General features: G+C 45.1%; 11 protein-coding genes and 1 tRNA gene. 1 reads left to right on the forward strand and 11 read right to left on the reverse strand.

Going from position 1 to position 13,220, the window contains the following annotated elements:
• Positions 1-82: 82 nt before the first annotated feature.
• From ASUC_RS07385 to folP, 8 genes are all read right to left on the reverse strand, one after another.
• On the reverse strand, positions 83-541 hold the full coding sequence (locus ASUC_RS07385) for a C40 family peptidase (protein WP_012073153.1): 459 nt from the start codon (positions 539-541) through the stop codon (positions 83-85).
• Positions 542-645: 104 nt separating this feature from the next.
• Entirely contained in the window at positions 646-942 is a 297-nt protein-coding gene (locus ASUC_RS07390) for an integration host factor subunit alpha (protein WP_012073154.1), read from the reverse strand.
• Between the two features lie 3 nt (positions 943-945).
• Positions 946-3,333 (reverse strand): phenylalanine--tRNA ligase subunit beta, encoded by a 2,388-nt coding sequence (pheT, locus tag ASUC_RS07395; protein WP_012073155.1) that lies wholly within the window; start codon positions 3,331-3,333, stop codon positions 946-948.
• Positions 3,334-3,351: 18 nt separating this feature from the next.
• The gene (locus tag ASUC_RS07400; RefSeq protein WP_012073156.1) at positions 3,352-3,822 is read right to left on the reverse strand and encodes a hypothetical protein; all 471 of its coding nucleotides are present in this window, start codon (positions 3,820-3,822) and stop codon (positions 3,352-3,354) included.
• Between the two features lie 10 nt (positions 3,823-3,832).
• Positions 3,833-4,822, reverse strand: coding sequence for a phenylalanine--tRNA ligase subunit alpha (gene pheS / locus ASUC_RS07405; protein ID WP_012073157.1), 990 nt, complete (start codon positions 4,820-4,822; stop codon positions 3,833-3,835).
• Positions 4,823-4,971: 149 nt separating this feature from the next.
• Positions 4,972-5,048: transfer RNA gene (locus tag ASUC_RS07410), tRNA-Val, on the reverse strand.
• Positions 5,049-5,155: 107 nt separating this feature from the next.
• The gene (gene glmM / locus ASUC_RS07415; protein ID WP_012073158.1) at positions 5,156-6,490 is read right to left on the reverse strand and encodes a phosphoglucosamine mutase; all 1,335 of its coding nucleotides are present in this window, start codon (positions 6,488-6,490) and stop codon (positions 5,156-5,158) included.
• A gap of 77 nt (positions 6,491-6,567) precedes the next feature.
• Positions 6,568-7,395 (reverse strand): dihydropteroate synthase, encoded by an 828-nt coding sequence (gene folP / locus ASUC_RS07420; RefSeq protein WP_012073159.1) that lies wholly within the window; start codon positions 7,393-7,395, stop codon positions 6,568-6,570.
• A 107-nt stretch (positions 7,396-7,502) separates the two neighbouring features.
• On the opposite strand from folP, the gene ASUC_RS07425 reads away from it, so the two are divergent.
• Positions 7,503-8,675 carry an MFS transporter gene (locus tag ASUC_RS07425; RefSeq protein WP_012073160.1) on the forward strand — a complete coding sequence of 391 codons (1,173 nt, stop codon included), beginning with the start codon at positions 7,503-7,505 and terminating at the stop codon, positions 8,673-8,675.
• Between the two features lie 138 nt (positions 8,676-8,813).
• Here the strand turns inward: ASUC_RS07425 and pgi are convergent, their stop codons facing one another.
• The 3 genes from pgi to ASUC_RS07440 all read right to left on the reverse strand — a co-directional run bounded on the left by pgi (position 8,814) and on the right by ASUC_RS07440 (position 13,147).
• Entirely contained in the window at positions 8,814-10,463 is a 1,650-nt protein-coding gene (pgi, locus tag ASUC_RS07430; RefSeq protein WP_041834647.1) for a glucose-6-phosphate isomerase, read from the reverse strand.
• Between the two features lie 107 nt (positions 10,464-10,570).
• A complete protein-coding gene (gene alr / locus ASUC_RS07435; RefSeq protein ID WP_012073162.1) occupies positions 10,571-11,647 on the reverse strand; it encodes an alanine racemase in 1,077 nt (358 codons plus the stop codon).
• 81 nt (positions 11,648-11,728) lie between these two features.
• The gene (locus ASUC_RS07440; RefSeq protein ID WP_012073163.1) at positions 11,729-13,147 is read right to left on the reverse strand and encodes a replicative DNA helicase; all 1,419 of its coding nucleotides are present in this window, start codon (positions 13,145-13,147) and stop codon (positions 11,729-11,731) included.
• Positions 13,148-13,220 lie beyond the last annotated feature (73 nt).

Here is a 13,220-nt window from a genome sequence, read left to right on the forward strand (position 1 = left end):
TCAGCGGCGAAAAAAGTGCGGTCAGAAAAAACGTTAAATATTCTAACCGCACTTTTTTATTATTTCTTTTACCGATTTCAACCTAAATCCGGCGTACCTGCCAAAACGCTTTACGCCAGTAAGGACTGTTCATGGAAGAATAAATCACTCCGCCTTTGGTAGATGCGTGCAGGAATTTGTCCTCTTTCACATAAATACCCACGTGATAACCGTTCGGTCCGCGTCCCGTTTTGAAAAAGATTAAATCACCGGTTTGAATCATCTCTTTCGGCACTTTTTTACCGTATTTCGACTGTGCCGTAGTTGTGCGTGGCAGAGAAATATTAAAGCGGTCCATAAACGTGGTTCGGGTAAAACCGGAACAATCCACTCCGCTGCGCGTGGTTCCGCCTAAACGATAAGGCGTACCCGCCCATTCCCGCTGCTGTTCGCTTAATAAGGTAATCGCCATAATGGGATCGTCGATTTGCCCTTTATAATTAATGCCGTCATATTCTTCCGGCAGCGTGGAACAAGCGCTTAAAAGACTCAGAGTCGCCATAAATATTAATGTTTTTAACCGCTTAACATCCATATCATTTTCTCATGTAAAAATTAAAAGCTACTCATTAACGTTATCAATGAGTAGCCTTCCTGGCTTACCTTTTAGCCTTTAGGTTTCGATTTTTCCACGCGGGCACGTAATTTCTGACCGGGTCTGAACACTACGACCCGGCGGGCAGAAACCGGTATGTTTTCACCGGTTTTAGGGTTTCGCCCGGGACGAGAAGCTTTATCCCTTAGCTCGAAATTACCGAAGCCTGATAATTTCACATTATGTCCGTCAGCCAATGTCGCCCGAATTTCTTCAAAGAAACTTTCCACCATCGCTTTCGCTTCGGTTTTGTTCAGCTCAAGTTTGCGCGTCAGATTTTCCGCTATTTCGACTTTCGTTAATGTCATAAATTAATCTCTCAAAGTTGCATTAAAGCGTTGTTTCAGTTCGGCCAATACGGCAGAGATAACAGCATTAATATCTTCTTCGGCTAGGGTTTTTTCCGTGTCCTGGATAGTCAGACTGATAGCCAGGCTCTTCATGCCTTCCGCTACACCTGCCCCCTGATAGACATCAAATAGATTCACAGCGACTAATTTTTCGCCTCCTACGGCTCGGCATGCATCGATAATATCGCTTGCCGGCACGTTATCGGCAACGACTAACGCCAAGTCGCGACGGTTTGCCGGGAATTTAGAAATTTCTTTCGCTACCGCAACATTACGTCGGGAAACTTTTTCCACTAAAATCTCGGCGGCAAAGGTTTTGCCGTTTAATCCTAATTTTTGTGCAATACTCGGATGAATTTGACCGATATAGCCGATTTCTTCACCGTCCAACACTAACACCGCAGATTGCCCCGGATGAAATGCCGGTAAAGCTTTTGCTACAAATTTTACTCTGTCGCCGACGGCGGTCAAGGATAATAGGTTTTCAATATAACCTTTTAAGTCGTAAAAGTCAGCAGATTCGGATTTTGTTGTCCAATGTTCGTTATATTTGGCGCCTGTCATCACCGCTGCGAAGACAAATTCCTGGCGAACACCGAATTCCGCCGAAGCGTCAGGAATAAAACGTAATCCGGTTTCAAACAGACGAACTCGCGTCTGCTGACGATTTTGGTTATAAAGAACGGCACCTAATAAACCGGTTAATAAAGAAACCCGCATTGCCGACATTTCACCGGAAATCGGATTAGGCAAAATCAACGGTTTAACGGCAGGATGCAACATACTTTGAATTTTCGGATCGACAAAACTGTATGTTATCGCCTCATGAAAATCTGCGGATACAAGTGCGGTCTTAATTCGGTCGATTTCTAAATCCGATTCTTTGTGCTCGCGCATTGTTAAATGCGCTAACGGCGCATTATTCGGAATATTGTTATAACCGTAAATACGCGCCACTTCTTCGATTAAATCTTCTTCAATTTCAATGTCAAAACGCCAACTGGCCGATGTCACCGTCCACACGTCGTTTTCATAACGGACAGATAAGCCTAAACGTTGGAAAATGTCGGTGACGGTTTCCGTTTCAATATGGTGCCCCAATAAAGCATCCAGTTTACTACGGCGTAATTGTACCTCTTTCAGTTTAGGTAAATGCTGTTCGCTGACCGCCTCACAGATTTCTCCGGCCTCGCCGCCGCAAATCGCCAGTAAAAGAGCGGTCGCTCTTTCCATGGCTTTGTGTTGTAATTGGAAATCCACGCCACGTTCGAAACGATGAGACGCATCCGTATGCAAACCGTATTGGCGGGCACGTCCGGTAATCGCCAGCGGAGCAAAAAATGCCGATTCTAAAATAATATCTTTGGTGTCGGCATTCACACCGCTTGCCGCCCCGCCGAAAATACCGGCCATTGCCAGCGGACCGTTTTGATCGGCAATGACTAAAGTATTGCTTTGTAATGTCGCCGTATTACCGTCCAGCAGAACGAGTTTTTCTCCTTCTTTAGCCATACGAACTTGTACCGGTTGCGCTACCGTCGCCGCATCAAAGGCATGCATAGGCTGACCGAGTTCAAGCAGAATGTAGTTGGTTATATCCACAACCGGATCAATGGAACGAATACCGCAACGACGAAGTTTTTCTTTCATCCACATCGGTGTTGCCGCTTTCACGTTGACATTTTTCACCGAACGTAATAAATAACGCGGACAAGCTTCCGGTGCGGAGACGTCAATGGCAATCTTATCCGGGATGGTCGGCGCGACATTTGTAATCACCGGCTCCGTAACTGTCGCTCGGTTAACCACTCCGATTTCCCGCGCTACGCCGGCAATACTTAAACAGTCCGCTCGGTTCGGCGTCAGACTGATTTCAACTTCTTTATCGTTTAAATCAAGGTATTCGCGTAAATCCCGGCCAATCGGCGCATCCTGCGGTAATTCCATAATACCGCTGTGATCTTCCGACATACCTAATTCGCTGAACGAGCAAAGCATCCCTTCGGAAGGCTGACCGCGTAACTTGGTTTTCTTAATGTTGAAATTACCCGGTAAAACGGCTCCATCCATTGCGCAAGCGACTTTTAAACCTTGTCGGCAGTTTGGTGCGCCGCATACAATATCCAATAAGCGGTCGCCTCCCACATTCACTTTGGTTACGCGTAATTTATCCGCATCCGGGTGTTGCGCACATTCCACGACTTCACCCACCACTACGCCGCTGAACTCACCGGCTACGGGTTCAACGCCGTCTACTTCCAAACCAAGCATGGTAATTTGATCACATAACTCATCCGTATTAACCGCCGGATTCACCCACTCACGTACCCAATTTTCACTAAATTTCATTCTGTTCTCTCTTATTCGTTACGGAAGGACTTCAAATTTCAGATTTTTAAAGACCACATTATTAAACTGTACATCAATATGATATTCACCGACAGGATCCTGTTTGCCAAATTCCCAACACTGAACCGCCGTATTATTTTTAATCTCTGAACGAGGAATTTCAAAAACCGCCCGATAACCTTTACCGTCCGCATCAGCAGTTAATTGCGCATTATTGGCCACCATAGTAATTTTTGCCGGCGCGTTAATTTTCTCGATTAACTGATTACGTTCCCGGATATCTACATTTTTCACTACAATGCAAAGCTGACGTTTTTTCTTTCTGGATAGCTGATTGCCTTTCATCGGTTTAGGTTGCGCCGAAGCGGTATCCAATACCTGCAAAAATGCTATAGGATGCGTTTCCTCTAACGATTGCGTATTGTCTGCGCCCATGACGGAAACGGTTAAAAAACAGGTTGCCAAACCAATCAATGAATATTTTTTCATGGCAACAATCCTATTTGAATTGTTTTAAGAAACGCAGATCGTTTTCAAAGAACGAACGTAAATCCGTTACGTTGTAACGTAACATAGTTAAACGTTCCACCCCCATACCTACGGCAAAACCGCTGTATTCGTTCGGATCAATCCCCACATTGCGCAAGACGTTGGGATGTACCATACCGCAACCTAACACTTCCAGCCACTTACCGTTTTTACCCATTACATCGACTTCTGCCGAAGGTTCCGTAAACGGGAAATAAGAGGGACGAAAACGCACTTGCAAATCTTCTTCGAAAAAAGCCCGTAAAAAATCGTGCAACAACCCTTTCAATTCGGTAAAGTTTGCATTTTTATCCACATACAGTAATTCGATTTGATGGAACATAGGCGTGTGGGTTTGATCGTAATCGTTACGGTATACCCGTCCCGGTGCCATAATACGGATTGGCGGCTGCTTTTTCTCCATGGTTCGGATTTGTACGCCGGAGGTTTGAGTTCGAAGTAATAATTCGGGATTAAACCAGAAAGTATCATGATCCGCTCGTGCCGGATGGTGTTTCGGAATATTTAATGCGTCAAAATTATAGTAATCGCTCTCAATTTCAGGTCCGCTTTCTACACTGAATCCCAATTCGGAGAAGAACTTCGTCACACGTCCGATAGTAATAGAAACCGGATGCAAGCCGCCCGCTTCCACTTTACGACCCGGCAGACTGACATCAATACGCTCCTGCTCTAATTTGACATTTAATGCCGCTTGTTCGATTTGTTCTTTTTTAGCATTAAGAATTTCTAATACCGTTTGTTTCGCCTCGTTAATTTTTGCCCCCATTGCCGGACGCTCTTCCGGTAAAACATCGCGCAAACCTTGCATTAACTGGGTAAAATGCCCTTTTTTACCAAAATATTCTACACGGAAATTTTCTAAAGCTTCGATGCCTTTATCATGCAATTCATCAAGCGCTGCCCGAGCTTGTTCTGTAATTTGTTTAAGGTTTTGCATACCTGTCCTTTTATTTTACTTATGGATTAATCGGAAATGTGCTTAATGATAATACTAACTCATTAAAAAATCACGTATTTTCTATATGGAAAGGTAAACTTTAGGCAATAAAAATCCCAAACCGGCAAGCTTGGGATTTATAAAATATATGGTGCGACTAGCTGGACTCGAACCAGTGACCCCCACCATGTCAAGGTGGTGCTCTAACCAACTGAGCTATAGTCGCAATAATCGGTATTCATTTCGGAAAGTGCGGTCAATTATAACGGGTTTTCTTAGCAAAACAACTGTTTTTTCCACCGCACTTTCCTAACTGTTAACTTTTTGAACAATTTAACTGTTTTTCACCGCTTCGGCAATTTCTTCCGCGGATTTTTGTGCCAACACGGCATCTTCACATTCCACCATTACGCGAATTAACGGTTCCGTACCGGATTTGCGTAATAGAATACGGCCTTTACCCGCTAAGCGTTGTTCGACTTCCGCCGCAACCGCTTTCACTTTTTCACTGTTTAACGGATTTTCACCGCCGGCAAAACGGACGTTAATCAAAACTTGCGGGAATAATTTCACCGCACCGGTAAGTTCGTGCAGACTCAATTTATGTTGCGCCATCGCCGTTAAGACCGCTAATGAAGCGATAATACCGTCACCGGTGGTATTTTTATCCAGAATAATGATGTGCCCTGAATTCTCACCGCCGAGTTTCCAGCCGTTTTCCTGCATTTTTTCCAATACGTAACGATCACCTACATTGGCGCGTAAAAACGGAATACCCAGTTGTTTTAAGGCGATTTCCAGACTCATATTGCTCATTAAGGTGCCGACCACACCACCTTTTAAGTGACCGGCACGTAAGGTTTCGCGGGCAATAATATAAAGAATTTGGTCGCCGTCCACTTTATTGCCTAAGTGATCCACCATCATAATGCGGTCGCCGTCGCCGTCGTAAGCCAAGCCCACATCGGCACCTATCTCCAATACTTTATGCCGTAATGCTTCAATATCCGTCGCACCGCATTTTTCGTTAATATTCAAACCGTTCGGTTTAGTCCCGATCTCAATTATTTCGGCCCCCAATTCGCGTAATACGCTCGGCGCAATGTGATAGGTGGCGCCATGAGCGCAGTCCACCACAATTTTATAACCTTCCAAACTTAATGAAGTCGGGAATGTACTTTTACAGAACTCAATATAACGACCGGCTGCATCGTTAATCCGGCTGGCTTTACCCAATTCCGCAGACTCTACGCAATCCATCGGCTGTTCCAATAAGGCTTCGATAGCTTCTTCCACATCATCCGGCAATTTCGTCCCCTCAGCGGAGAAAAATTTAATGCCGTTATCATCATAGGGATTATGGGAGGCGGAAATCACCACACCCGCTTCAGCACGGAAAGTACGGGTTAAATAAGCCACGGCCGGCGTCGGCATCGGACCGACGAAAACAGCGGACAAACCGGCTGCCGTCAAACCGGCTTCCAATGCGGATTCCAGCATATAGCCGGAAATGCGGGTATCCTTACCGATAAGTACTTTTTTCGAACCATGAGTCGCCAGCACTTTGCCGGCCGCCCACCCCAGTTTTAATGCAAAATCCGGGGTAATCGGGAATGAGCCTACTTTACCGCGCACACCGTCAGTACCGAAATATTTACGTTCTGCCATATTTTATTCCTTATTAAGAAAGGTGGAGAAAACCACCAGTTAAATTTTAATGTGTTATTTTATGACGACAAAATCCATTATGCATGAACCGTTGCCTGCCAGATTTTTAATGCGTCAGCGGTTTCCGCTACATCGTGAACCCGCAAAATGGTTGCACCGTTTTGCGCGGCAAGCAGTGCGCCCGTCACACTCCCGATAACACGCTGATCAACCGGTTTATCTAATATCGCTCCAATCATGGATTTGCGCGAAAGCCCCGCTAAAACGGGATAACCGTGCACCGCAAAACGGGCGGATTGTTGCAATAAGCGGTAATTGTGGCAAACAGTTTTACCAAAACCGAAACCGACGTCCCAAATAATGTTTTCATTCTTCATCCCGGCTTTTAAACAAAGTGCGGTCCGGTTTTGCAAAAATTGCAATACCTCTTCCACGACATCGTCATATTGCGGTGCAGACTGCATTGTGCGCGGCTGCCCCTGCATGTGCATGATACAGGTGGGCAACGCCAATGTTACTGCGGTTTCCAATGCATCGGGTTCCTGCAAAGCGCGAATGTCATTAATCATATCCATCCCCGCTTTCGCCGATTCCCGCATAACCGCCGCTTTTGACGTATCCACCGAAATCCAGCAATCAAAACGCTGACGCACGGCTTCCACAAGGGGAACCACGCGTTCAAGCTCTTCCTGCTCACTGACCTCCTCAGCCATCGGACGGGTTGACTCGCCACCGATATCGATAATTGCCGCCCCTTCATTCAGCATTTTATCAACTTGAATCAGTGCTTTGTCTAAACTGAAGAATTTTCCGTTATCTGAAAACGAATCGGGTGTAAAATTCAAAATTCCCATAATTTGCGGTTGGGATAAATCTAAGATTTTACCGTTTGCTTGAAGCTTCATTTTTTGCCTTACCTAGATAAACGTATGGCGATTATAACGGAATTCCGCTGTAGACGCACAAAAAATTGCGTTAAAATGACCGCACTTTTTCTTTATTCGGTGTCATTATGCAAACCCATCACAAACCTGCCAATCTTGTTGCTTTCGCCTTTTTGCTGATTGCATTTTTAACCGGAACGGCATCAGCCTTTCAAATGCCGACGCTCAGCCTGTTTTTATCCCAAGAAATTCACGTCTCGCCTTTCATGGTGGGAACCTTCTATGCCGTAAATGCAGTGATGGGAATCTTCGTCAGTCAGCTGGTCGCCCGTTATTCCGATAAACAGGATGATCGTCGTAAAATCATCATCGGTTGCTGTTTAATTGCCATTTTCGGCAGTCTTATTTTTGCCTTCAACCGAAATTATTACGTATTGGCCTTTTTCGGTACGTTCTTTCTGGGTTTAGGTTCTTCGTCCAATCCGCAGTCTTTCGCCTTTGCCCGCGAATATGCCGAATACAGCCGGCGGGAAGCGGTGATGTTTACCACCATTATGCGGACCCAGATTTCATTGGCGTGGATTATCGGTCCGCCGGTTTCCTTTGCTATCGCATTAAACTGGGGATTTAATTATATGTATCTGGTGGCGGGCTTGGCATTTTTATTTTGTGCGCTGTTAACCGCTACTATGCTGCCCAAAATCAGCCGCAAACAAATGCTGAAAACCGAATCCGCGCCGTTAAGCGCACCAAGCGACAACCGTAAATCCGTGTCTTATCTGTTCATCGCCTGTTTTTTGATGTGGATGTGCAACAGTATGTATTTGATTTCCATGCCGTTGTACACCATTCATGAGTTACATTTGTCGGAAAATTTGGCAGGAACCTTAATGGGAACAGCTGCCGGTCTGGAAATTCCCGTTATGTTGATCGGCGGTTATCTCACCAAATTTTTTCGAAAAAAAACCTTAATTTTGACCGCACTTTTGGCCGGTTTTACCTTCAATCTGCTGTTACTTTTTCTGCATGAAACTTGGCAGCTTGTTACATTACAAGCGCTAAATGCGGTTTTTATCGGTATTATCGCCACTCTCGGCATGGTTTATTTTCAGGATCTCATGCCGCGTCAAATGGGGGCCGCCACTACACTATTCGGTAACGCGGCAAAAGGCAGTTGGATTCTAGGCGGTCCAATCGCCGGGTTAATCGCGGAACACTGGGGCTACAGCTCGGTATTTTATTTATCCGTGATTATTGTGCTGATCAGCTTTTACTGTATGTGGAAGGTGAAGTCAGTTTAACTTAAAAGTAAAGGCCGTTTAAATTTCATAAACCGCCCGGGAGTAATTATTTAATGGTTAAAATAAAAGTGCGGTTAAATCAAAAATAAATGATTTTTTGACCGCACTTTTATAGTTTATAACAAATAAAACGCTAATTTACCGCCAAGCTTTGAATTGGTTGATTAAGCCGTTGGTCGAGCTATCGTGACTATTGATTGGCTCATTGCCGCTTAATTCGGGCAGAATGCGGTTTGCCAGTTGTTTACCTAATTCTACGCCCCATTGGTCGAAACTGAAAATATTGAAGATAATACCTTGTACGAAGATTTTATGTTCGTACATGGCAATTAGAGCGCCTAAACTAAACGGCGTAATTTCTTGCAATAAAATCGAGTTGGTCGGTTTGTTGCCGGCGAAAACTTTGAACGGCACCACATTTTTCACTTCGTCTAAATTTTTGCCGGCTTTCAAAAATTCTTCTTCCACGGTTTCTTTGGTTTTACCGAAAGCCAGCGCTTCAGTTTGGGCAAAGAAGTTAGACAGTAATTTGCTGTGGTGGTCCGCCAACGGATTATGAGTTTTCGCCGGTGCAATGAAATCGCAAGGAATTAACGTGGTACCCTGATGAATTAATTGATAGAACGCGTGTTGACCGTTGGTACCCGGTTCGCCCCAAATAATCGGACCGGTTTGATAATTGTTAATTACTTCGCCGTCACGTCCCACGTATTTACCGTTGGATTCCATGTTACCCTGTTGGAAATATGCCGCAAAACGGTGCAGATATTGATCGTAAGGTAAAATCGCTTCGGTTTGCGCACCTTGGAAATTGGTATTCCATAACCCTACTAACGCCAATGTGGTCGGAATATTTTGTTCAATCGGCGTATTCCGGAAATGTTTATCCATTTCATGAGCGCCGGCCAATAATTGTTCGAAATTGTCAAAACCTACGGAAAGCGCAATGGACAAACCGATAGCCGACCATAATGAATAACGTCCGCCGACCCAATCCCAGAAACCGAACATGTTGTCGGTATCAATACCGAATTTCGCCACCTCCGTCGCATTGGTCGAAAGTGCGGCAAAATGTTTTGCCACGTGTTTTTCGTCTTTTGCCGCCGCCAGGAACCAATCGCGGGCAGATTTCGCATTGGTCATGGTTTCCTGAGTAGTAAAGGTTTTTGACGCCACTAAAAATAAAGTGGTTTCCGGGTCGGTTTTCTTAAAGACTTCCGCAATATGAGTACCGTCCACATTGGAAACAAAATGCATAGTCAAGTGATTTTTATACGGACGTAAAGCTTCCGTTACCATGTAAGGGCCGAGATCCGATCCGCCGATACCGATATTCACCACATCGGTAATGGCTTTGCCGGTGTAGCCTTTCCATTCGCCGGAAATTACGCGTTCGCTGAAAGCTTTCATTTTTGCCAAGACTTCATTAACTTCCGGCATCACATCTTTACTGTCGACCAACACAGGCTTGTTCGAGCGGTTACGCAAGGCGGTATGTAATACGGCGCGATTTTCCGTACGGTTGATTTTTTCGCCCGTAAACATCGCTTCTTTGGCTTCGTCCAATGCACATTCTTTTGCCAATTGACGCAATAATTTTAAAGTATCCTGAGTAATTTTATTTTTAGCGAAATCCACTAACATTTCGTTATTAAAAGTTAATGAATAATTATCGAAACGATTCTGTTCCCGTTGAAAAAGATCTTTGATCGTAGTTTCGGCTAATTCCGCTTTATGCTGTTCTAATGCTTTCCATGCTGTTGTTTTGGTCGGGTTAATATTTTGCATAGTATTTTCCTTTTTGAGTTGGAGTAAATTTAAAACCGGTTTCATAAATGATAGTAACACCTTATGCATTAAACGGATACCGATTTTACTGATGATTCCGATAGGCGTTAATCCGCATATTCGGTTAACACGCGCGGCGTCAGTTTCGTCATCAATTCATAGCTTAATATACCCATGTGTTTAGCCACCGTTTCAATCGGCAATTCCTTGCCCCATAAAATCACTTCATCACCGACTTTATCGGTGCAATCCTCACCTAAATCCACCGTAATCATATCCATGGAAACCCGCCCGACAATCGGCACGATTCGCCCGTTGATATACACCGGCGTACCGCTGGGAATATTGCGCGGATAACCGTCGCCGTAACCGATAGCGATTACACCTATTTTGGTATCTTTTTTGCTTATCCAAGTGCCGCCGTATCCCACCGGTTCACCCGCTTTATGACGACGCACGGCGATTAAGGAGGAAGTCAATGTCATTACCGGAATCAAACCGAATTCGGAACTCGGCGTATCCGTCGGCGACACGCCGTACATAATAATGCCGGGACGAATCCATTCAAGATGGGAATCCGGCCAGAATAAAATACCGCCGGAGGCCGCAATACAACGCGGTCCGCCTTTGTCTTCCGTCGCCTGTAAAAAGCGATTAAGCTGAATCCGGGTATAATCGGAATCCAGCTCGTCAGCACGGCTGAAATGGCTGACATATCCTATTAACGGCTCCACATTCGCACATTTTTTCAGTTCTTCAACATAATCCTCTACTTCATCCAATGCCACGCCCAAACGATGCATGCCCGTATCAATTTTTAACCATACCTTAATCGGATTCGGCAGTTTCGTCTGTTTCAATGCCTCTAACTGTTCCCGATTATGCACCACGGTTTGAATATTATTCACCGCAATAACCGGCAAATCTTTCGCCGAAAAAAAGCCTTCCAACAATAAAATCGGCTTGATTATGCCTTTAGAACGCAGGGTTAACGCTTCTTCGATACGCGCCACACCAAAACCGTCTACCTGCTCTTCTACGGTTGACGCCACAAATTCCACACCATGCCCGTAAGCATTGGCTTTAACGATGGCGATCATTTTGCTGTCGGGCGCCTTTTGATGAATTAACTCAAGATTATGTTTCAGTGCGAGCGAACTGATTTTGGCTGTTGCTGGTTTCATGTTTTCTTCTTATTTTCACATCATGCAAAGTGCGGTCAAAAAACGATGCATTTTTTCACCGCACTTTTCAGGTAATTGTTTTTAGTAATTATCGTCAAACGGTAAAGAGCCCGCATAATTATCAAACCGCGAATACTGTCCCTGAAAGGTTAAACGCACCCGTCCAATCGGTCCGTTACGCTGCTTACCGATAATGATTTCCGCCACGTTTTTATTTTCTTCCGTGGTTTCGTGGTATACCTCATCGCGATAGATGAACATAATTAAATCCGCGTCCTGTTCGATGGAACCCGATTCACGCAAATCGGAATTCACCGGCCTTTTATCCGTGCGGTTTTCCAGCGTACGGTTTAATTGCGACAACGCGACAACGGGAACTTCCAGCTCTTTTGCCAACGCTTTCAGGGAACGGGAAATTTCGGCGATTTCGAGGGTTCGGTTATCAAATCCCGGCGCCCGCATTAATTGCAGGTAATCCACCATAATCAGACTTAATCCGCCTCGTTCGCGGTATACCCGACGGGCGCGGGAACGCAGTTCCGTCGGCGTTAATCCGGCTGAATCATCAATATACATATTGGATTTTTCACTGAGTAACGCTACGGTACTGGAAATTTTCGCCCAGTCGCCGTCATCTTCGATTTGCCCGGTTCGGATAGCGGTTTGATCGACCCGCGAAAGTGAGGCTAAAGTACGCATCATAATTTGATCCGCCGGCATTTCAAGGCTGAAAATCAATACGGGTTTATCACTTGCCATTGCCGCATTTTCACACAAATTCATCGCAAAAGTGGTTTTCCCCATAGACGGACGAGCCGCCACAATGACTAAATCCGACGGCTGCAACCCGGCGGTTTTCTTGTCTAAATCCACAAATCCTGTGGTTACTCCCGTAATCCCGTTATTGCCGGCCCCCATGGCTTTCAAAGTTTCGATTTTGGTGATCGTCCGTTCCAAAATATTCACTACATTTTCCGGCCCTTCATTCTGCGTAGTACGTTTTTCCGCAATGGTGAACACATCCCGTTCCGCCTCATCCAGAATTTCCTTAACGTCCTTCCCTTTCGGCGAATAAGCCCGCTGGGCGATATTGTTACTGACACCGATTAAATCGCGCAGAATCGCTTTTTCCCGCACAATGTCCGAATAGGCGTTAATATTCGCTGCGCTCGGCGTGTTTTTGGATAACTCCGCCAAATAGGCAAACCCGCCTACATCGTCGATAATACCTTTGTTTTTCAGTGCCTGATCCAAGGTCAGCAAATCGATAGGTTGGTTTTGACGAGTCAGATTTTCCATTTCCTGGAAAATAATCCGGTGCGCCGCAAGATAAAAATCGTCGGCAATCACCCGCTCCACCACATTTTCCCAGTGCCGGTTATTCAGCATGATCGCTCCCAACACTGCCTGTTCGGCTTCAATGGAATGCGGTGGAATAGCTACTTGCGCGGTTTGTTGATCGCGTTCCTGCGGTAAATTTTGTGAAGGTTGACGAGCCATAAATTGTCGGATTGAATAGATTAAAAATTATCGCTAATAATACGCTAAATTGACGGCAAATTTAAGGGTTAAA

Origin of the sequence: Actinobacillus succinogenes 130Z, assembly GCF_000017245.1 — a bacterium.
Classification (GTDB): Bacteria; Pseudomonadota; Gammaproteobacteria; order Enterobacterales; family Pasteurellaceae; genus Exercitatus; species Exercitatus succinogenes.

Coding starts and splice junctions, on each gene's coding strand:
- pgi (WP_041834647.1), bottom strand. CDS start 10,463: ATGCAAAATATTAACCCGACCAAAACAACAGCATGGAAAGCATTAGAA.
- pheS (WP_012073157.1), bottom strand. CDS start 4,822: ATGCAAAACCTTAAACAAATTACAGAACAAGCTCGGGCAGCGCTTGAT.
- ASUC_RS07385 (WP_012073153.1), bottom strand. CDS start 541: ATGGCGACTCTGAGTCTTTTAAGCGCTTGTTCCACGCTGCCGGAAGAA.
- ASUC_RS07440 (WP_012073163.1), bottom strand. CDS start 13,147: ATGGCTCGTCAACCTTCACAAAATTTACCGCAGGAACGCGATCAACAA.
- alr (WP_012073162.1), bottom strand. CDS start 11,647: ATGAAACCAGCAACAGCCAAAATCAGTTCGCTCGCACTGAAACATAAT.
- pheT (WP_012073155.1), bottom strand. CDS start 3,333: ATGAAATTTAGTGAAAATTGGGTACGTGAGTGGGTGAATCCGGCGGTT.
- glmM (WP_012073158.1), bottom strand. CDS start 6,490: ATGGCAGAACGTAAATATTTCGGTACTGACGGTGTGCGCGGTAAAGTA.
- ASUC_RS07390 (WP_012073154.1), bottom strand. CDS start 942: ATGACATTAACGAAAGTCGAAATAGCGGAAAATCTGACGCGCAAACTT.
- ASUC_RS07425 (WP_012073160.1), top strand. CDS start 7,503: ATGCAAACCCATCACAAACCTGCCAATCTTGTTGCTTTCGCCTTTTTG.
- ASUC_RS07400 (WP_012073156.1), bottom strand. CDS start 3,822: ATGAAAAAATATTCATTGATTGGTTTGGCAACCTGTTTTTTAACCGTT.
- folP (WP_012073159.1), bottom strand. CDS start 7,395: ATGAAGCTTCAAGCAAACGGTAAAATCTTAGATTTATCCCAACCGCAA.